This window comes from Streptomyces sp. SLBN-31, from assembly GCF_006715395.1.
Taxonomy (GTDB): domain Bacteria; phylum Actinomycetota; class Actinomycetes; order Streptomycetales; family Streptomycetaceae; genus Streptomyces.
Genome location: NZ_VFNC01000001.1, coordinates 344,420 through 362,629, shown reverse-complemented (window position 1 = coordinate 362,629; position 18,210 = coordinate 344,420). Strand labels below are relative to the sequence as shown.

Here is an 18,210-nt window from a genome sequence, read left to right as displayed (position 1 = left end):
CGGGCGCGTCGCTACCGCCGCCGCATGTCGGCGACCCGCGCCCGCTCGGTACCCGGCGTCGGCTCACCGAGGACGGCGGCGCTGCGCAGCCCCGCTCCCGCTCCGGGAACCGCCCCGCGCCGGGGCCCCGGAAGGGCGACGTCCCGGCGGGCCTGGCGCGGGGGGACGGAATCACCGCCCACGGAGTTCCCGGACGCCCCCGCGACGGCGATCTGCACACCCTGGTCGGCCAGCGCCTGCAACTCCGTGGCCGCGCGGTCGTCGTGCGCCGGCGGCTCGTCGGTCACCAGGCGCGTGATCACGTCCGTGGGCACGGTCTGGAACATGGTGTCCGTACCGAGCTTGGTGTGGTCGGCGAGCACGACGACCTCGGCGGCGGCCTGGACGAGCGCCCGGTCCACGGAGGCCGACAGCATGTTGGAGGTGGACAGCCCCCGCTCGGCCGTCAGACCGCTGCCGGACAGGAACGCCCGCGAGACTCGCAGCCCCTGCAGGGACTGCTCGGCACCACTGCCCACCAGCGCGTAGTTGGAGCCACGCAAGGTACCGCCGGTCATCACGACTTCCACCCGGTTGGCATGGGCCAACGCCTGTGCCACCAAAAGGGAGTTGGTGACGACGGTCAGCCCGGGCACCCGCGCGAGCCGGCGGGCCAGCTCCTGGGTCGTGGTCCCCGCCCCCACCACGATGGCCTCGCCCTCTTCGACGAAGCCCGCGGCGAGGTCGGCGATGGCCGTTTTCTCGGCGGTCGCGAGATGTGATTTCTGCGGAAAGCCGGACTCCCGCGTGAATCCGCCCGGCAGTACCGCACCGCCGTGCCGGCGGTCGAGGAGTCCTTCTGCCTCCAGTGCGCGCACGTCCCGCCGTACGGTCACTTCGGAGGTCTGGACGACGCGGGCGAGCTCACGGAGCGACACGGCCCCATTGGCTCGCACCATTTCGAGGATCAATTGGCGACGTTCTGCAGCGAACACGAAACTGACAGTAATGCCAACGACCGTCTGGTTTCAGCTGTTTGCGCCGAATAGCAGAAGTTGTTCGCACGCCAGGACCGAAAGTGGTATAGGACCTATCCGCCCCGCCTATGCCGCACGCATGAGCGACAACTCCCCGTGACCAGCGGGGAGTCGCTTCAGGCCGTCAGACGTCGCCGCCGGTCTTACGGGTGTGCAGCTGCCGCGCGACCTCCGCGATCGACCCCGAAAGACTCGGATAAACGGTGAACGCGTTCGCGATCTGTTCGACCGTCAGATTGTTGTCGACGGCGATCGAGATCGGATGGATCAGTTCCGAGGCGCGCGGGGCGACCACGACACCGCCCACCACGATGCCCGTGCCGGGCCGACAGAAAAGCTTCACGAAGCCGTCCCGGATGCCCTGCATCTTGGCGCGCGGATTGCGCAGCAGCGGCAGCTTCACCACCCGGGCGTCGATCTTCCCGGCGTCCACGTCCGCCTGGGTGTACCCCACGGTGGCGATCTCGGGATCGGTGAACACGTTGGACGAGACGGTCTTCAGGTTCAGCGGAGCGACCGCGTCACCCAGGAAGTGGTACATGGCGATACGTCCCTGCATGGCCGCCACCGAGGCGAGAGCGAACACACCGGTCACGTCACCGGCGGCGTACACACCGGGAGCGGTCGTCCTGGACACCTTGTCGGTCCAGATGTGCCCGGACTCCCGCACCCGGACCCCGGCCTCCTCCAGCCCCAGTCCGGCGCTGTTGGGGATGGCACCGACGGCCATCAGACAGTGCGACCCGGTGATGACCCGCCCGTCGGCCAGCGTGACCTCCACCCGGTCGCCGACCCGCTTGGCGGCGGCGGCCCGCGAGCGCGCCATGACGTTCATGCCGCGGCGCCGGAAGACGTCCTCCAGGACGGCGGCCGCATCCGGGTCCTCACCCGGCAGCACCCGATCGCGCGACGAAACGAGCGTGACCCTCGACCCCAGTGCCTGGTAGGCACCGGCGAACTCGGCACCCGTCACACCCGACCCGACCACGATGAGCTCCTCGGGCAGCTCGGTGAGGTCGTAGACCTGGGTCCAGTTCAGGATGCGCTCACCGTCGGGCTGCGCGTCGGGCACCTCACGAGGGTGACCGCCGGTGGCGATCAGCACCGCGTCCGCGGTGAGGGTCTCCTCGCTGCCGTCGGCGGTCGAGACGACGACCTTCCGGGATCCGTCGAGGGCCTGCATGCCCTCCAGCCGACCCCGCCCGCGCATGACGCGCGCCCCCGCGCGCGTCACGGAAGCGGTGATGTCGTGCGACTGCGCCAGCGCGAGCCGCTTCACACGACGGTTGACCTTGCCCAGATCGACACCCACCACCCGGGCGGCCTGCTCCAGCGGCGGAGTGTCGTCGGCGACGATGATCCCCAGCTCTTCATACGAAGAATCAAAGGTGGTCATCACCTCGGCCGTGGCGATGAGGGTCTTCGACGGCACGCAGTCGGTCAGCACCGACGCCCCGCCCAGACCGTCGCAGTCGACGACGGTCACCTCCGCGCCGAGCTGAGCGGCCACCAGGGCCGCTTCGTATCCGCCGGGTCCGCCACCGATGATCACGATCCGAGTCACGTACCCCATTGTCCCGCACTCCCCGGGGTGCCACTGCCCGGGGCCGAGGCACGGGGCACCTGATACCTGTGAGCCCAGTGTTCGCCCTGCCGTACCCTCTCCCCATGTCGCTCTACGCCGCGTACGCCGGCAACCTCGACGCGCGGCTGATGACCCGCCGCGCCCCGCACTCGCCGATGCGCGCCACGGGCTGGCTGAACGGCTGGCGGCTGACCTTCGGGGGTGAGCACATGGGCTGGGAGGGAGCACTGGTGACCCTCGCGGAGGACCCCATCTCCCAGGTGTTCGTCGCCCTCTACGACATCGCGCCACCGGACGAGGAGTCGATGGACCGCTGGGAGGGAGTGGGCCTGGGCATCTACCGCCGCGCCCGGGTCCGGGTCCACACCCTGGAGGGCGAGGAGCAGGCCTGGCTCTACGTCCTCAACGGCTACGAGGGCGGCCTGCCGTCGGCCCGCTACCTGGGCGAGATCGCGGACGCGGCCGAATCCGCAGGCGCCCCCCACGACTACGTGATGGAACTACGCAAACGCCCCTGCTGAAACAACACCCCCAAAGACACCCCCCACCACCCACCCCCCACCCCACTCCTCGTTGGAAACGACAAGACAACGATCGCCAACCCGTCAGCTCTGTCATCTACGCGCGTAGGCCCGAACCGGCTACCCTCGACCGCGTGAACGCATCTCTTCTTCCGGACGACGTCCAGGGCGACCCCCACGCCGCCGCCGACGCCGCCGCCACGCGCCTGCGCGAACTGACCGGCGCCGAGACCCACGACGTGGCCCTCGTGATGGGCTCCGGCTGGGCACCGGCGGTCGACGCCCTCGGCACCCCCGACGCCGAGTTCCAGGTCACCGAGCTGCCCGGCTTCCCGCCCCCGGCGGTCGAGGGCCATGGCGGCAAGATCCGCTCGTACAGGATGGGCGACAAGCGGGCCCTGGTCTTCCTGGGCCGCACGCACTACTACGAGGGCCGCGGCGTGGCGGCCGTAGCTCACGGCGTCCGCACCGCGGTGGCGGCCGGCAGCAAGACGGTGATCCTCACCAACGGCTGCGGCGGCCTGCGCGAGGGCATGCGTCCCGGCCAGCCGGTCCTGATCAGCGACCACATCAACCTCACCGCCACCTCCCCCATCGTCGGCGCCAACTTCGTCGACCTCACCGACCTCTACTCCCCCCGCCTGCGCGCCCTGTGCAAGGACATCGACGCCACTCTCGAAGAGGGCGTCTACGCACAGTTCCCCGGCCCGCACTACGAGACGCCGGCCGAGATCCGCATGGCCCGCGTCATCGGCGCCGACCTGGTGGGCATGTCGACGGTCCTGGAGGCGATCGCGGCACGCGAGGCGGGCGCCGAGGTCCTGGGCATCTCCCTGGTGACCAACCTCGCCGCCGGCATGACGGGCGAGCCCCTCAACCACGAGGAGGTCCTCCAGGCCGGCCGGGACAGCGCCACGCGCATGGGCTCCCTGCTCGCCCAGGTCCTGGGACGCCTCTAGGAGACACCCGCGAACGGCGGGAAGGGGCCGGGACGGGGGGTGTCCGCCCGCAGCGACGGGCGTCAGGGAACAGCACAGCGAAAACCCCGGCACCGCCCGTCCGAGGACGGACACCCCCCGTCCCGGCCCCGACCCACAACCGAACCGCAGGCGCGCCAGGCACCCCCACCACCCGCACCTGCGCCGCAGGCACCCGACCACAACGAGAGGCTGACCGACCGTGCACGACGACCTCATCGCCCGGGCTCAGACCTGGCTCGCCGAGGACCCGGACCCGGACACCCGCGCCGAGCTCGACAAGCTCATCGAGGCCGGCGACCTGACAGAACTCGCCGACCGCTTCAGCGGCACCCTCCAGTTCGGTACGGCCGGCCTCCGCGGTGAGCTCGGCGCCGGCCCCAACCGCATGAACCGTTCGGTCGTCATCCGCGCCGCCGCGGGCCTGGCCGCCTACCTCAACGCGGCCGGCCACACCGACGGCCTGGTGGTCATCGGCTACGACGCCCGGCACAAGTCGGCCGACTTCGCCCGGGACACCGCGGCCGTCATGACCGGCGCGGGCCTCAGGGCGGCCGTCCTGCCCCGCCCCCTCCCCACTCCCGTCCTCGCGTTCGCCATACGGCATCTCGGCGCGGTGGCCGGCGTGGAGGTCACGGCCAGCCACAACCCGCCCCGCGACAACGGCTACAAGGTCTACCTCGGCGACGGCTCCCAGATCGTGCCCCCGGCGGACGCGGAGATCGCGGCGCAGATCCAGGCGATCACGTCCCTCCACGACGTCCCCCGCCCCGAGACCGGCTGGCAGACCCTGGACGACGCGGTCCTGGAGGCCTACCTCGCCCGCACGGACGAGGTCCTGGCCCCCTCCTCCCCCCGCACGGCTCGCACGGTCTACACGGCCATGCACGGCGTGGGCCGGGAGACCCTCCTGGCGGCCTTCGCCCGGGCGGGCTTCCCGGAGCCGGCCCTGGTCGCCGAGCAGGCCGACCCCGACCCGGACTTCCCCACGGTCGCCTTCCCCAACCCGGAAGAGCCCGGCGCGATGGACCTGGCCTTCGCCAAGGCCCGCGAGACCGCCCCCGATCTGATCATCGCCAACGACCCCGACGCGGACCGCTGCGCGGTCGCCGTGAAGCAGGGCGCCGACTGGCGCATGCTCCGGGGCGACGAGGTCGGCGCCCTGCTGGCCGCCCACCTGGTGGCCCGCGGAGCGCAGGGCACGTTCGCGGAGTCGATCGTCTCGTCGTCCCTCCTCGGCCGCATCGCCGAGAAGGCGAACCTGCCCTACGAGGAGACCCTCACCGGATTCAAGTGGATCGCCCGCGTCGACGGCCTGCGCTACGGCTACGAGGAGGCCCTCGGCTACTGCGTGGACCCCGAGGGCGTCCGCGACAAGGACGGCATCACGGCGGCCCTGCTGATCACCGAGCTCGCCTCGACGCTCAAGGAGGAGAACCGCACCCTCCTCGACCTGCTCGACGACCTGGCGGTGGAGCACGGCCTGCACGCCACCGACCAGTTGTCGGTCCGCGTCCAGGATCTCTCGGTCATCGCCCGCGCGATGGAGCGGCTCCGCGAGAACCCGCCCATGAGCCTGGCGGGCCTGCCGGTGACCGGGGCGGAGGACCTCACGCAGGGCACCGACAAGCTGCCCCCCACCGACGGCCTGCGATACACGCTGGACGGCGCCCGCGTCATCGTCCGCCCGAGCGGCACGGAGCCGAAGCTCAAGTGCTACCTGGAGGTGGTCGTCCCCGTGGAGACCCACAGGGACCTCCCCGCGGCGCACGCCAAGGCGACCGACGTCCTGGCGGCCCTCAAGCGAGACCTGTCGACGGCGGCGGGCATCTGAAAGGACGGGCGCCCCACAGGGCGCCCGCCTTCTCACCCACGCAACCCGCCCGGCTCAGCCGGTAGCCACCAGGACGGCCAGCAGGATCGCCCCGGCCAGCGCCGGCCCGGCGACCTCGTAAGCCCAGCGCACGGTGACCTCACCCTGCGCGGAGTCCTTCTCGCCGCGTTCACCGAGCATCTCGCGCAGGTCGTCCATGATCCGGTCGGCCTGGGCGCGGGTGGCCCCGTCCGGAACGGCACCGCCGAAGCCCCCGCCACCGAAGGCCCCGCCACCGAACCCACCGAGCCCGCCGCGGCGACCGCCTCCGCTCGCCCCGGCCCGGTCGGCCGCGTTCCGGGCCTCTTGCCGGGCCGCCCTCTTGCGGGCGCGCAGCGAGACGGGGACGGCCCACAGCTGGTACTTGGTGCCGCGCTTGTCGACGACCTCGTTGGAGTACCCGGACCTGAGGGCGGCGACCTCGCCCCACGGCAGCACGATCAGCCGGAACGGGTTGCGGATGCGCAGCCGTTCGTCGTTGACCTGGACGGCGGGGCGGATGGTGAAGGCGACGATCAGCGGGACGACGAGGATCATCGCGGCCAGCGCCAGCCAGGGCGTGCGTCCGTGACCGGCGACGATCGCGTCGATGCCGAGCCAGATGGTGATGGCGAGCAGGAGGACGCCTCCGGCGATGCCTGCGGAGGAGCGATGGACGCGGTCCGTGGCCGCGGCCGGCGTCGAGGGCTCGGGGGTCGTCATGAGGCCGATTGTGCCTCACGAACCGACGAAGCCCAGCTAGCCCCTTCCCCCGGCCCGCACCCCCGCCCCGACAAAGCGACCCCGTACGACGCACCGGCGAAAAGACGAAGCAAACCCCACCCGCACCCCGCACCCCCGCTCCACAGAGCAACCTCTCGGGGTGTACAGCCGCTACGCGCGTAGATATGCTCGTCTGGTGACCATGCCCACCACTGCACCCAACGCAGCTCACGCACTCGCCGACGTCACCGCGTCCGACGGCACGCTGCGCCGCTTCCTCCACGGGCTGCCCGGCGTCGACGCGGTCGGTCTGGAGGCGCGCGCCGCCTCCCTCGGCACCCGTTCCATCAAGACGACCGCGAAGGCGTACGCCATCGACCTCGCCATCTCGATGGTCGACCTGACGACGCTGGAAGGCGCGGACACCCCGGGCAAGGTCCGGGCGCTCGGCGCCAAGGCGGTCCACCCGGACCCGACCGACCGGACGACCCCGTCGACCGCGGCCGTCTGTGTCTATCCCGACATGGTGGCCACCGCGAAGGCGGCCGTCGCCGGCTCCTCCGTGAAGGTCGCCTCGGTGGCCACCGCGTTCCCGGCGGGCCGCGTGCCGCTCACGGTGAAGCTGGCGGACGTGCGCGAGGCGGTCGCCGCGGGTGCCGACGAGATCGACATGGTCATCGACCGCGGGGCGTTCCTCGCCGGGCACTTCATGAAGGTGTACGACGAGATCGTCGCCGTACGGGAGGCCTGCGGGACGGAGGCGCGGCTCAAGGTCATCTTCGAGACGGGCGAGCTGTCGACGTACGACAACATCCGCCGTGCCAGCTGGCTCGGCATGCTGGCCGGCGCCGACTTCATCAAGACCTCCACCGGCAAGGTCGCCGTCAACGCCACCCCCGCCAACACCCTGCTGATGCTGGAGGCCGTGCGCGACTTCCGCGCGCAGACCGGCATCCAGGTCGGCGTGAAGCCGGCCGGCGGCATCCGCACCTCCAAGGACGCCATCAAGTTCCTCGTCCTGGTCAACGAGACCGTCGGCGAGGACTGGCTGGACAACCACTGGTTCCGCTTCGGCGCCTCCTCGCTCCTGAACGATCTGCTGATGCAGCGTCAGAAGCTGGCCACCGGCCGCTACTCCGGCCCCGACTACGTGACGGTGGACTGATCACCATGGCATCGGCATTCGAATACGCACCCGCACCCGAGTCCCGCTCGATCGTCGACATCGCGCCCTCCTACGGCCTGTTCATCGACGGCGAGTTCACCGAGGCGGCGGACGGCAAGGTCTTCAAGACGGTCAGCCCCGCCACCGAGGAGGTCCTCTCCGAGGTCGCCCAGGCGGGCGAGGCGGACGTCGACCGTGCCGTCGCGGCCGCCCGCAAGGCCTTCGAGAAGTGGTCGGCGCTGCCGGGCTCCGAGCGCGCCAAGTACCTGTTCCGCATCGCGCGGATCATCCAGGAGCGCTCGCGCGAGCTCGCGGTGCTGGAGACGCTGGACAACGGCAAGCCGATCAAGGAGACCCGCGACGCCGACCTCCCCCTGGTCGCCGCGCACTTCTTCTACTACGCGGGCTGGGCCGACAAGCTGGAGCACGCCGGCTTCGGCGCGAACCCGCGCCCGCTGGGCGTGGCGGGCCAGGTCATCCCCTGGAACTTCCCCCTCCTGATGCTGGCGTGGAAGATCGCCCCGGCGCTGGCGACCGGCAACACGGTCGTGCTGAAGCCCGCCGAGACGACCCCCCTGACCGCGCTCTTCTTCGCGGACGTGTGCCGCCAGGCGGGCCTGCCCAAGGGCGTCGTCAACATCCTTCCGGGGTACGGCGACACGGGCGCCGCGCTCGTCGCGCACCCGGACGTGAACAAGGTCGCCTTCACCGGCTCCACGGCCGTCGGCAAGGAGATCGCGCGGACGGTCGCGGGCAGCCGCAAGAAGCTCACCCTCGAACTGGGAGGCAAGGGCGCCAACATCGTCTTCGACGACGCCCCGATCGACCAGGCCGTCGAGGGCATCGTCAACGGCATCTTCTTCAACCAGGGCCAGGTCTGCTGCGCCGGATCCCGTCTCCTCGTCCAGGAGTCGATCCAGGACGAGCTCCTCGACTCCCTCAAGCGCCGTCTGTCCACGCTCCGCCTCGGCGACCCGCTGGACAAGAACACCGACATCGGCGCGATCAACTCCGAGGAGCAGCTGGCCCGTATCACCCGGCTCGTCGAGCAGGGCGAGGCGGAGGGCGCCGAGCGCTGGTCGCCGGCCTGCGAGATCCCGTCCGCCGGCTACTGGTTCGCCCCGACGCTCTTCACGAACGTCACCCAGGCGCACACCGTGGCCCGCGACGAGATCTTCGGCCCGGTCCTGTCGGTCCTCACCTTCCGCACGCCGGACGAGGCGGTCGCCAAGGCGAACAACACGCCGTACGGCCTGTCGGCGGGCATCTGGACCGAGAAGGGCTCCCGGATCCTCGCCGTGGCGAACAAACTGCGCGCGGGCGTCGTCTGGTCCAACACGTTCAACAAGTTCGACCCGACCTCGCCGTTCGGCGGTTACAAGGAGTCGGGCTTCGGCCGCGAGGGCGGCCGCCACGGCCTGGAGGCGTACCTCGATGTCTGACCGTTTGAGTGTCCTCAAGACCTACAAGCTGTACGTCGGCGGGAAGTTCCCGCGTTCCGAGAGCGGCCGGGTGTACGAGGTGACGGACTCCAAGGGCAAGTGGCTGGCGAACGCGCCCCTTTCCTCCCGCAAGGACGCCCGTGACGCGGTGGTCGCGGCCCGCAAGGCCTTCGGCGGCTGGTCCGGCGCCACCGCCTACAACCGCGGCCAGGTCCTCTACCGTGTCGCCGAGATGCTGGAGGGCCGCCGGACGCAGTTCGTGCACGAGGTCGCCGACGCGGAGGGCCTGTCGAAGTCCAAGGCCGCCGAACAGGTGGACGCGACCGTCGACCGCTGGGTCTGGTACGCGGGCTGGACGGACAAGATCGCTCAGGTGGTCGGGGGCGGGAACCCGGTCGCGGGCCCGTTCTTCAACCTGTCCTCGCCCGAGCCGACGGGTGTGGTGGCCGTCCTGGCCCCGCAGGAGTCGTCGTTCCTCGGCCTGGTCTCGGTGCTCGCCCCGGTGATCGCGACCGGCAACACGGCGGTCGTGGTGGCGTCCGAGAAGTCCCCGCTGCCCGCCCTGTCGCTCGCCGAGGTCCTGGCCACCTCGGACGTCCCCGGCGGCGTGGTCAACGTCCTGTCGGGCCGTACGGCGGAGATCGCCACCCCTCTGGCGTCGCACCAGGACGTCAACGCGATCGACCTCGCGGGCGCGGACGACGTGCTGGCGAAGGAGCTGGAGATCGCGGCGGCGGACAACCTCAAGCGCGTGCTGCGTCCACAGCCTGTGGACAACTGGTCGGACACCCCGGGCATCGACCGTATGACGGCGTTCCTGGAGACGAAGACGGTGTGGCACCCGACGGGTTCACTGGGCGCGTCGGGTTCGTCGTACTGACCGCCCCCCACAAGCCGAGAGCCGCGTCTCCCCTCCGTCCAGGGGAGACGCGGCTCTCCGTCGCACCGGGCCTCAGTGGCTCGTCAGGCCGGCGGCCTGGCCGAGCAGCGGGATGCTGCCGATCGACGGGGCCTGCGCGACGGGCCCGGTCAGCGTCCGGCTGTCCAGGGGCTTGAAGTCGGCAAGCTGGGTGCCCACGCCGTTGTCGAGGGGGTCGGCGCCGGTACCGGCGAGCGGGTTGGGCTTGAGGCCGGCGACCGGACCGGTGACGTAGCCGACGGAGCCGGTGAGGACCTGGACCCCGGACTGCGGGTCGATCTTGCCGAGGCTGGTGGGACGGGTGTGCAACACGTCCACGAGGGGCTCGGTGTCGGCGGCGGAGGCCGTCGCGGCACCCGCGCCGAGCGCCACGCCCGCCGTCGCGAGGGCGACCAGGGCGCGTTGGACGGTCGGGGAAGGGGACGACTTGTGTCGTGACATGTGCTGGTGCCACCTTCTGATGCGCGGGGTAATCGGGTCGACACGAAGGGTAGTTGAGGTGTGACGCGCGATCCAATGCCGACCCGCGGGGTCGGCAGGGCGTACGGAATGCGTCAAACTGGTGTCCCGTGAGCATCCATCTCCCCACCTCCGCCCGTGTCGTGCTGCTCTGCGGCCCCTCGGGCTCGGGCAAGTCCCTCGTCGCCGCCCGCTCGGGCCTGCCCGTGCTGCGCCTGGACGACTTCTACAAGGAGGGCGACGACCCGACGCTGCCGCTGGTGGCGGGGAGTTCCGACATCGACTGGGACCACCCGGACTCCTGGGACAGCCGGGCGGCGGTGGCGGCGATAGCCGACCTGTGCCGCACGGGCCGTACGAAGATCCCCGTGTACGACCTCTCCCTCTCCGCGCGCACCGGCGAGGACGCCGTGGACATCGGGCGCACCCCGCTGTTCGTGGCGGAGGGCGTCTTCGCCGCCGAGATCATCGACCGGTGCCGGCAGGAGGGGCTGCTCGCGGACGCGCTGTGCCTGAGCCGGGGCCCGGTGCGCACCTTCCGCCGCCGTTTCGTGCGGGACCTGAAGGAGGGCCGCAAGTCGGTGCCGTTCCTGCTGCGCCGGGGCTGGCGCCTGATGCGCCAGGAGCGCACGATCGTCTCCCGTCAGACCACCCTGGGCGCCCACCCCTGCGACCGCGACGAGGCCCTGACCCGGCTGGCCACCGCGGCGGTGACCCGCCACCCGTCCTCGACGCCGACGGCCTGACCCCGCGCGGCCCGCCGGACACCGGCGCGAGCGGGCACACGCGAAAGCGGGACTGGACGGACCCCCCGGCCCTCCAGTCCCGCTCCCCCCGTTCCCCCGTGTCTCCCCCCGGTGGGACTTCCCCCGTGTCCCCCGTCGGTCCCCCATGACCCCCGGTGTTACCGCTCCCCCGTCACCTGCTCCCCCCGGCCCTCAGGCGACCAGCTCCCCGAAGGCGTCCTCCTCGTCACGGCCGAAGCTGAGGACCTCGTCCTCGCGCAGCCGGCGCAGCGACCGCCAGATGCTCGACTTCACCGTGCCGACACTGATGTCGAGGATCTCCGCGATCTCCGGGTCGGTGCGGCCCTCGTAGTAGCGCAGGACCAGCATCGTGCGCTGGAGTTCGGGCAGCCGGGCGAGTGCCTGCCACAGGACGGCGCGCAGTTCGGTGCCGCGCATCGCGTCCGTGTCGCCGGGCGTCTCCGGCAGCTCCTCGGTCGGGTACTCGTTCAGCTTGCGGCGGCGCCACGCGCTGATGTGCAGGTTCGTCATGGTGCGGCGCAGGTAGCCCCCGACCGCGGCCTTGTCGCTGATCCGGTCCCAGGCCTTGTACGTCGAGAACAGCGCGCTCTGCAGCAGGTCCTCGGCCTCGAAGCGGTCACCGGTCAGGTGGTAGGCGGTGGCGTACAGGGAGGCGCGGCGCTCCTGGACGTAGGCGGTGAACTCCGCCTCCGACAGCGAACGACGCTCCCCCGAGCCCTCCCCGTACGCGCTTCCCCCGTGCGTTTCCCCCGTGAAACCGTCAACCACCGTCATGAAGGCGGTGTGCTGACGCCCGGCGCCGCGAGCGCACCCCCGCCCGCTCACGGCGCCGGACTTCTCCGAACCCCGGCCCCCGTTCACGTCGTGCAGGCGCGTGACCACTGCGCTGGTGCTCATGCCGTGCAGCGTGTTCATCTCGCGCCCCCCGTCGTGGACTTCCGGTGTTCTGCTTGCTCAGGCGGTGCTTCCTTGCCTGTGCCGAAAAGCTTGCCCCCGCACCTTCATGGCCGTGTCCGCCGACTGTCACAGACCTGTCACAGGGGTCGGTCGCAGGGAAGACACGGCAAGGTCACAGAGAGAAGCGGTAGGCGCATGCATTGGTCCAGGTGTCGTACCGGACCCCCTCCATGGGCCAGAATGAGCCCCGTGCCTTCCCTGTTGCTGATCGAGGACGACGACGCCATCCGAACGGCCCTGGAGCTCTCACTGACGCGCCAGGGACACCGCGTGGCCACCGCTGCCACCGGCGAGGACGGCCTGAAGCTGCTGCGCGAGCAGCGGCCGGACCTGATCGTGCTGGACGTCATGCTGCCCGGCATCGACGGTTTCGAGGTGTGCCGGCGCATCCGGCGCACCGACCAGCTGCCGATCATTCTGCTGACCGCGCGCAGCGATGACATCGATGTGGTGGTGGGCCTGGAGTCCGGCGCCGACGACTATGTCGTCAAACCCGTCCAGGGCCGGGTGCTGGACGCCCGGATCCGGGCCGTGCTGCGGCGCGGCGAGCGGGAGGCGAGCGACTCGGCGACGTTCGGCAGCCTCGTGATCGACCGTGCCGCGATGACGGTCACGAAGAACGGCGAGGACCTGCAGCTGACCCCGACCGAGCTCAGGCTCCTGCTGGAGCTGAGCCGGCGGCCGGGACAGGCGCTGTCCCGGCAGCAGTTGCTGCGCCTGGTCTGGGAGCACGACTACCTCGGTGACTCGCGGCTGGTGGACGCCTGTGTCCAGCGGCTGCGCGCCAAGGTCGAGGACGTGCCCTCGTCCCCGACGCTGATCCGTACCGTGCGCGGCGTGGGCTACCGGCTGGACTCGCCTCAGTGACCGAAGCGCAAGGGGGGGTTCGCGGCTGGGCCGCGACTCGCAAGGGTCATCTGTCGCGGCTGCGGTTCACCAGTCTGCGGCTGCGTCTGGTCGTCGTGTTCGGGCTGGTCGCGCTGACCGCGGCCGTCTCCGCTTCGGGCATCGCGTACTGGCTCAACCGCGAGGCCGTGCTCACCCGTACCCAGGACGCCGTGCTCGGCGACTTCAAGCAGGCGATGCAGAACCGGGCGGGCACCCTGCCCCCGCACACCACGCAGGACGAACTGCAGCGCACGGCGGGCCAGATGGCCAACAGCAGCCAGCGCTTCAGCGTGCTGCTCGTCGCCCGGGACGCCGACGGCAAGACGGTGTACGGCAGTTCGGGAGCCCTGGACGGCTTCTCGCTGCGGGACGTGCCCGCGTCCCTGCGGGCGGCCGTGAACAAGCGGCAGGAGGTCGACTCCGGCAACAAGTACGCGTATCACCTGTACTGGCAGCGCATCACCGACCACGGCACGCCGTATCTGGTGGCCGGCACGAAGGTGATCGACGGCGGGGTGACCGGGTACATGCTGAAGTCGCTGGAGCCGGAGGCCAAGGACCTCAACTCGCTGGCCTGGTCGCTGGGCATCGCCACCGGCCTGGCGCTGGTCGGCTCGGCGCTGCTCGCGCAGGCCGCCGCGTCGACCGTGCTCAAGCCCGTGCAGCGGCTGGGGGTCGCCGCGCGCCGGCTCGGCGAGGGCAGGCTGGACACCCGGCTGCGGGTCTCGGGAACCGATGAACTGGCCGATCTTTCGCGGACGTTCAACGACGCGGCCGAGGCGCTGGAGAAACGGGTCGACGACATGGCCACGCGGGACGAGGCGTCCCGGCGGTTCGTCGCCGACATGAGCCATGAACTCCGTACCCCGCTCACCGCGATCACCGCCGTGACGGAGATCCTGGAGGAGGAGCTGGAGGCGGAGTCGGGGTCGATCGATCCGATGATCGAGCCCGCCGTACGGCTCGTCGTCAGCGAGACCCGACGGCTCAACGACCTCGTCGAGAACCTGATGGAGGTCACGCGTTTCGACGCGGGCACGGCGAAGCTGGTCCTGGACGACGTCGACGTCGCCGACCAGATCACCGCCTGCATCGACGCTCGCGCCTGGCTGGACGCCGTCGAGCTGGACGCCGAACGTGGCATCCACGCCCGCCTGGACCCGCGCCGCCTGGACGTCATCCTCGCCAACCTGGTCGGCAACGCGCTCAAGCACGGCGGCTCGCCGGTACGGGTCTCGGTGCGGGCCTCGGACGGGCAGGGCGGGAAGGGCGCGGAGGTCGTGATCGCCGTGCGCGACCACGGGCCCGGCATCCCGGAGGACGTCCTCCCGCACGTCTTCGACCGTTTCTACAAGGCGAGCGCCTCCCGCCCGCGCTCCGACGGCAGCGGACTCGGCCTCTCCATCGCCATGGAGAACGCCCACATCCACGGCGGCGGGATCACCGCCGCCAACTCGCCCGAGGGCGGAGCGGTGTTCACGCTGCGCCTGCCGCGGGACGGGTCGGCACTCACGGAGGACGCCGACGGCGAGGCCGAGAAGAGGGACGCGTGATGGACGTACGGGGACGCCGGTCGTGGCCCTGGCTTCCGCCTGCCGTTCGGGATCGCCGGTCGAAGGCGTGGCTCCTGCCGGCGCTGCCCGTCCTCGCCGGGCTGCTCGCCGGCTGCGGCATCCGCTCCACCCAGGTCCCGACGGACTTCGGCGCGGCGCCCTCGCAGGTCACCTGTTCCCTGGCCCAGCCGGACGTCTCGGCGCAGGCCTCGCGCGGCCTGCCCGTGCAGGTGTTCCTGCTGTGCGGCTCGTCGCTGGTGGCCGTCGACCGGGCGGTGCGCGTGCCGGACGGTACGGCGGACTCGCAGCGGCGCGTCCTGGTGGCGCAGGGGCTGCTCGACCAGCTGGCGGCGACGCCGTCGGCCGTCGAGAAGGAGGCCGGTTACACCACGGGCGTGCGCGGTGGCATGACGGTCGGCGGCCCGCGGGCCGGCGACCCCGACGACGCGCTGCGGCTGAGCACCGCCCCGGGTGACCTGACCTCCTACGCGCTCGCCCAGGTCGTGTGCACGTTCTCGGACTCGGCGGCGGCCGAGGGCGACGGCTCGGTGATCCTCGGCGGGCCCGGGCGCGGGCCGCTGCGCCGCTATGAGTGCACGGACGAGGTGCGCTCCCGCCCGGGCAGCGAGCAGCCGCCGTCGAGCCGGGTCACGGGCGGCTGAACCGCCCCTGAACCCCAGGTGTGGCACAGGCCTCACAGCGGTACGTCGGGGCAACACGGAACCGATCCCGCCGGAGGGCGCGTCTTGGGCAGCGTGCAGCGTCAAGGCTCCATCGGCGGCAGCGCCGCGATCCGCATCCGTGTGACAGGGGGTGTCCTCCTCGTCGCACACCTCGCGCTCGTCGCCTGGCTCACGCTGCGCCCGCTGGACGTGCCCTGGGTGACGCCGCCGAACGTGCGTCCGCTCGCCGGCATCCGGGCCGATCTGCTGCTGGGCTGGCAGGTGGCGGCCCGTCGGATCGCCGAGGGTCTCGTCCTGCTCGCCCCGCTGGGTGTGCTGCTTCCGGCGGCCCACGGCAGGCTGCACTCCTCGCCGCTCGGCTCCCTGGTCCGCACGACCGCGGCCGGCGCCCTGGTCTCGCTCGCCATACTGCTGCTCCAGACGGGCGTCGCGGGCCGCGTCCCGGACGTGGACTCCCTGCTCCTCAACACGGTCGGGGTGGCCCTGGCCCACCTCGCGGTCGTCCCGGCCGCACGCGGCCGGCTGCGCCGCAGGTCGGAGCGGGACGGCCACGCGGCCGTCCACCAGGAGGAGGCGGCTCAGGGTCGGACCCCGACGTTTCCCAGGGTCGGGATCGCACCGTAGAGCGATGCTTCACCCCCTTCGTCCCCGTAGCGTGGAAGGCAGATGAGGAAGCCGCCAAGGGCCTCCTCCACTCGACGCTCACGAAGGAGCCGCAGATGTCCGCCCTCGTCCGCCCCACCAACGGCCGCATGATCGGCGGAGTGTGCGCCGGTCTGGCTCGGCGCTTCGGCACCTCCGCGACCACGATGCGGGTGATCTTCCTGGTGTCGTGCCTGTTGCCGGGCCCTCAGTTCCTGCTCTACATAGCCCTGTGGATCCTGTTGCCCTCGGAGGACAAGGCGGCCCGCACCGCCTGGTGACACCTTCGGCGCGTACGCCGATGGGGCGCACCCCGTGTCCAGGGGGCGCGCCCCATCGGCGCGTCGAGGGGTCAGCCCAGCGGGAGGCCGTTCACCGGCAGACCGTGCGTGGGCAGGCCCTGGGCCACCGGGAGGCCGCCGAGCAGACCGGCGACGGGCTTGGTCGGGCCGTGGCCGAGGATCCGCGCCGCGCCCGGCTGCACGGCGGCCAGCCCGGCGCCGACCGCGTCCTTGCTGTGGGCCGCCGTGTCACCGGCACCCGGCACCGCGTGGGAGAGGTTCTCCGCCGGGAGCGTCTTGGTGACGTTGTCCAGCGCCCCGGTGGCGTTCGGGAGCCCCGGGGCCGCGGTCGCGGCACCCGAGCCCGCGGCGGCGAAAGCGGCGCCCAGGACGGCGACACCGAGGGTCCTGACAGCAGACTGCTTCATTGAATGCGTCCTCGAAATGGGGTTACGGGGATGTGAGCGGTCCCCGAACGTAAACACGCGGACGCTGCCGCCGCAAACATCGAAATGCGGACGGATTGTGAATACCCGTCCGCATTCCGCGCCCCCGATATCGCCGGTTCAGCTCTCCGGCTCAGCAGGAGCGCTGGTGGAGGCGGTCTGCTGGAACAGCCATTCGGACTTCAGCTCCGCATACCCCGGCTTGACGACGTCATTGATCATGGCCAGTCGTTCATCGAAAGGAATGAACGCTGATTTCATCGCATTGACGGAGAACCACTGCATGTCGTCGAGCGTGTAACCGAATGCGCCGACAAGGTGCTCGAATTCCCGGCTCATGCTGGTGCCGGACATCAGCCGGTTGTCGGTGTTCACCGTGGCGCGGAAGTGCAGCCGGCGCAGCAGTCCGATCGGGTGCTCTGCGTACGAGGAGGCGGCGCCGGTCTGCAGGTTGGAGCTGGGGCACAGCTCCAGCGGGATGCGCTTGTCCCGGACGTAGGAGGCGAGCCGCCCGAGCTTGACCGAGCCGTCGGCCTGCACCTGGATGTCGTCGATGATGCGCACCCCGTGCCCGAGCCGGTCGGCGCCGCACCACTGCAGGGCCTGCCAGATGGAGGGCAGCCCGAAGGCCTCGCCGGCGTGGATGGTGAAGTGGTTGTTCTCCCGCTTGAGGTACTCGAAGGCGTCGAGGTGCCGGGTGGGCGGGTAGCCGGCCTCGGCGCCCGCGATGTCGAAGCCGACGACGCCCAGGTCGCGGTAGCGGTTGGCGAGTTCGGCGATCTCCAGCGCGCGGGCGGCGTGCCGCATGGCGGTGAGCAGGGCGCCGACGCGGATGCGGTGGCCGTTCAGACGGGCGATCCGCTCGCCCTCCCGGAAGCCCTCGTTGACGGCCCCGACGACCTCTTCGAGGCTCAGCCCGCCCTCGAGGTGCTGTTCGGGCGCGTAGCGCACCTCCGCGTAGACGACGCCGTCCTCGGCGAGGTCCTCGGCGCACTCGCGCGCGACCCGGACGAGGGCGTCGCGGGTCTGCATGACGCCGACGGTGTGGGAGAAGGTCTCCAGATACCGCTCCAGCGAACCGGAGTCGGCCGCCTCGCGGAACCAGAGGCCGAGCTTGCCGGGGTCGGTCTCGGGGAGGCGTGTGTAGCCCGTGCTGTGGGCGAGTTCGACGATCGTCCCCGGGCGGAGGCCGCCGTCGAGGTGGTCGTGCAGCAGAACCTTCGGCGCCCGGCGGATCTGGTCCGGCGTCGGGGTGTTCGACATGGTCTGGCTCGTCATTTCCGCACTCTACCTCCTACGCGCGTAGACGGCGCGGTGTACATCTGCGTCGATAC

General features: G+C 71.3%; 19 protein-coding genes. 12 read left to right on the top strand and 7 right to left on the bottom strand.

Features of this window, described 5'->3' with window-relative positions; all coding sequences use genetic code 11:
• Positions 1-11 precede the first annotated feature (11 nt).
• Both FBY22_RS01735 and FBY22_RS01730 read right to left on the bottom strand, forming a co-directional pair.
• Entirely contained in the window at positions 12-974 is a 963-nt protein-coding gene (locus FBY22_RS01735; protein WP_142142121.1) for a DeoR/GlpR family DNA-binding transcription regulator, read from the bottom strand.
• A gap of 166 nt (positions 975-1,140) precedes the next feature.
• Positions 1,141-2,589 (bottom strand): NAD(P)H-quinone dehydrogenase, encoded by a 1,449-nt coding sequence (locus FBY22_RS01730; protein ID WP_142142120.1) that lies wholly within the window; start codon positions 2,587-2,589, stop codon positions 1,141-1,143.
• 95 nt (positions 2,590-2,684) lie between these two features.
• Here FBY22_RS01730 and FBY22_RS01725 point away from each other — a divergent pair, with 95 nt between their 5' ends.
• The 3 genes from FBY22_RS01725 (at position 2,685) to FBY22_RS01715 (ending at position 5,933) form a co-directional block, all read left to right on the top strand.
• Positions 2,685-3,122 (top strand): gamma-glutamylcyclotransferase, encoded by a 438-nt coding sequence (locus tag FBY22_RS01725; RefSeq protein WP_142142119.1) that lies wholly within the window; start codon positions 2,685-2,687, stop codon positions 3,120-3,122.
• 134 nt (positions 3,123-3,256) lie between these two features.
• Positions 3,257-4,081: a purine-nucleoside phosphorylase gene (locus tag FBY22_RS01720; RefSeq protein ID WP_142142118.1), complete on the top strand. Its 825-nt coding sequence runs from the start codon at positions 3,257-3,259 to the stop codon at positions 4,079-4,081.
• Between the two features lie 220 nt (positions 4,082-4,301).
• Positions 4,302-5,933, top strand: coding sequence for a phospho-sugar mutase (locus FBY22_RS01715; protein ID WP_142142117.1), 1,632 nt, complete (start codon positions 4,302-4,304; stop codon positions 5,931-5,933).
• A gap of 54 nt (positions 5,934-5,987) precedes the next feature.
• Here FBY22_RS01715 and FBY22_RS01710 read toward each other — a convergent pair whose 3' ends face one another.
• Positions 5,988-6,674, bottom strand: a complete 687-nt coding sequence (locus tag FBY22_RS01710; protein ID WP_142142116.1) for a PH domain-containing protein — start codon at positions 6,672-6,674, stop codon at positions 5,988-5,990.
• A gap of 202 nt (positions 6,675-6,876) precedes the next feature.
• Between FBY22_RS01710 and deoC the strand changes: the two genes are divergently transcribed.
• The 3 genes from deoC to FBY22_RS01695 are packed head-to-tail and all read left to right on the top strand — an operon-like array spanning position 6,877 to position 10,161.
• Positions 6,877-7,839 carry a deoxyribose-phosphate aldolase gene (gene deoC, locus FBY22_RS01705; protein ID WP_142142115.1) on the top strand — a complete coding sequence of 321 codons (963 nt, stop codon included), beginning with the start codon at positions 6,877-6,879 and terminating at the stop codon, positions 7,837-7,839.
• A gap of 5 nt (positions 7,840-7,844) precedes the next feature.
• Positions 7,845-9,281 carry an aldehyde dehydrogenase family protein gene (locus tag FBY22_RS01700; protein WP_142142114.1) on the top strand — a complete coding sequence of 479 codons (1,437 nt, stop codon included), beginning with the start codon at positions 7,845-7,847 and terminating at the stop codon, positions 9,279-9,281.
• Complete coding sequence (locus FBY22_RS01695; protein ID WP_142142113.1) at positions 9,274-10,161, top strand: aldehyde dehydrogenase family protein; 888 nt, start codon at positions 9,274-9,276, stop codon at positions 10,159-10,161. The genes FBY22_RS01700 and FBY22_RS01695 overlap by 8 nt, the downstream gene beginning before the upstream one ends.
• 72 nt (positions 10,162-10,233) lie before the next feature.
• On the opposite strand, the gene FBY22_RS01690 is transcribed toward FBY22_RS01695, so the two are convergent.
• Positions 10,234-10,641 carry a hypothetical protein gene (locus tag FBY22_RS01690; protein ID WP_142142112.1) on the bottom strand — a complete coding sequence of 136 codons (408 nt, stop codon included), beginning with the start codon at positions 10,639-10,641 and terminating at the stop codon, positions 10,234-10,236.
• 128 nt (positions 10,642-10,769) lie between these two features.
• On the opposite strand from FBY22_RS01690, the gene FBY22_RS01685 reads away from it, so the two are divergent.
• On the top strand, positions 10,770-11,405 hold the full coding sequence (locus FBY22_RS01685) for a uridine kinase (RefSeq protein WP_260844685.1): 636 nt from the start codon (positions 10,770-10,772) through the stop codon (positions 11,403-11,405).
• A 192-nt stretch (positions 11,406-11,597) separates the two neighbouring features.
• Here the strand turns inward: FBY22_RS01685 and FBY22_RS01680 are convergent, their stop codons facing one another.
• On the bottom strand, positions 11,598-12,341 hold the full coding sequence (locus FBY22_RS01680) for a SigE family RNA polymerase sigma factor (RefSeq protein WP_142142110.1): 744 nt from the start codon (positions 12,339-12,341) through the stop codon (positions 11,598-11,600).
• A 231-nt stretch (positions 12,342-12,572) separates the two neighbouring features.
• On the opposite strand from FBY22_RS01680, the gene afsQ1 reads away from it, so the two are divergent.
• The 5 genes from afsQ1 to FBY22_RS01655 all read left to right on the top strand — a co-directional run bounded on the left by afsQ1 (position 12,573) and on the right by FBY22_RS01655 (position 16,430).
• The gene (afsQ1, locus tag FBY22_RS01675; RefSeq protein ID WP_058923589.1) at positions 12,573-13,250 is read left to right on the top strand and encodes a two-component system response regulator AfsQ1; all 678 of its coding nucleotides are present in this window, start codon (positions 12,573-12,575) and stop codon (positions 13,248-13,250) included.
• A complete protein-coding gene (locus tag FBY22_RS01670) occupies positions 13,247-14,824 on the top strand; it encodes a HAMP domain-containing sensor histidine kinase (RefSeq protein WP_142142108.1) in 1,578 nt (525 codons plus the stop codon). Before afsQ1 ends, FBY22_RS01670 begins: the two co-directional genes overlap by 4 nt.
• Positions 14,824-15,486 (top strand): hypothetical protein, encoded by a 663-nt coding sequence (locus FBY22_RS01665; RefSeq protein WP_260844684.1) that lies wholly within the window; start codon positions 14,824-14,826, stop codon positions 15,484-15,486. The genes FBY22_RS01670 and FBY22_RS01665 overlap by 1 nt, the downstream gene beginning before the upstream one ends.
• A gap of 93 nt (positions 15,487-15,579) precedes the next feature.
• Positions 15,580-16,131, top strand: coding sequence for a VanZ family protein (locus FBY22_RS01660; RefSeq protein WP_142142107.1), 552 nt, complete (start codon positions 15,580-15,582; stop codon positions 16,129-16,131).
• Positions 16,132-16,226: 95 nt separating this feature from the next.
• Positions 16,227-16,430, top strand: coding sequence for a PspC domain-containing protein (locus FBY22_RS01655; protein ID WP_142142106.1), 204 nt, complete (start codon positions 16,227-16,229; stop codon positions 16,428-16,430).
• A gap of 71 nt (positions 16,431-16,501) precedes the next feature.
• Here FBY22_RS01655 and FBY22_RS01650 read toward each other — a convergent pair whose 3' ends face one another.
• A complete protein-coding gene (locus FBY22_RS01650; RefSeq protein ID WP_142142105.1) occupies positions 16,502-16,858 on the bottom strand; it encodes an ATP-binding protein in 357 nt (118 codons plus the stop codon).
• Positions 16,859-16,996: 138 nt separating this feature from the next.
• Positions 16,997-18,154 (bottom strand): adenosine deaminase, encoded by a 1,158-nt coding sequence (locus tag FBY22_RS01645; protein ID WP_142142104.1) that lies wholly within the window; start codon positions 18,152-18,154, stop codon positions 16,997-16,999.
• Between the last annotated feature and the right edge of the window lie 56 nt (positions 18,155-18,210).

Bases quoted from the DNA above. Each gene is read 5' to 3' on its own strand.
- FBY22_RS01730 (WP_142142120.1), bottom strand. From the start codon at position 2,589: ATGGGGTACGTGACTCGGATCGTGATCATCGGTGGCGGACCCGGCGGA.
- FBY22_RS01725 (WP_142142119.1), top strand. From the start codon at position 2,685: ATGTCGCTCTACGCCGCGTACGCCGGCAACCTCGACGCGCGGCTGATG.
- FBY22_RS01710 (WP_142142116.1), bottom strand. From the start codon at position 6,674: ATGACGACCCCCGAGCCCTCGACGCCGGCCGCGGCCACGGACCGCGTC.
- deoC (WP_142142115.1), top strand. From the start codon at position 6,877: ATGCCCACCACTGCACCCAACGCAGCTCACGCACTCGCCGACGTCACC.
- FBY22_RS01700 (WP_142142114.1), top strand. From the start codon at position 7,845: ATGGCATCGGCATTCGAATACGCACCCGCACCCGAGTCCCGCTCGATC.
- FBY22_RS01695 (WP_142142113.1), top strand. From the start codon at position 9,274: ATGTCTGACCGTTTGAGTGTCCTCAAGACCTACAAGCTGTACGTCGGC.
- FBY22_RS01690 (WP_142142112.1), bottom strand. From the start codon at position 10,641: ATGTCACGACACAAGTCGTCCCCTTCCCCGACCGTCCAACGCGCCCTG.
- FBY22_RS01680 (WP_142142110.1), bottom strand. From the start codon at position 12,341: ATGAACACGCTGCACGGCATGAGCACCAGCGCAGTGGTCACGCGCCTG.
- FBY22_RS01665 (WP_260844684.1), top strand. From the start codon at position 14,824: ATGGACGTACGGGGACGCCGGTCGTGGCCCTGGCTTCCGCCTGCCGTT.
- FBY22_RS01655 (WP_142142106.1), top strand. From the start codon at position 16,227: ATGTCCGCCCTCGTCCGCCCCACCAACGGCCGCATGATCGGCGGAGTG.
- FBY22_RS01650 (WP_142142105.1), bottom strand. From the start codon at position 16,858: ATGAAGCAGTCTGCTGTCAGGACCCTCGGTGTCGCCGTCCTGGGCGCC.
- FBY22_RS01645 (WP_142142104.1), bottom strand. From the start codon at position 18,154: ATGACGAGCCAGACCATGTCGAACACCCCGACGCCGGACCAGATCCGC.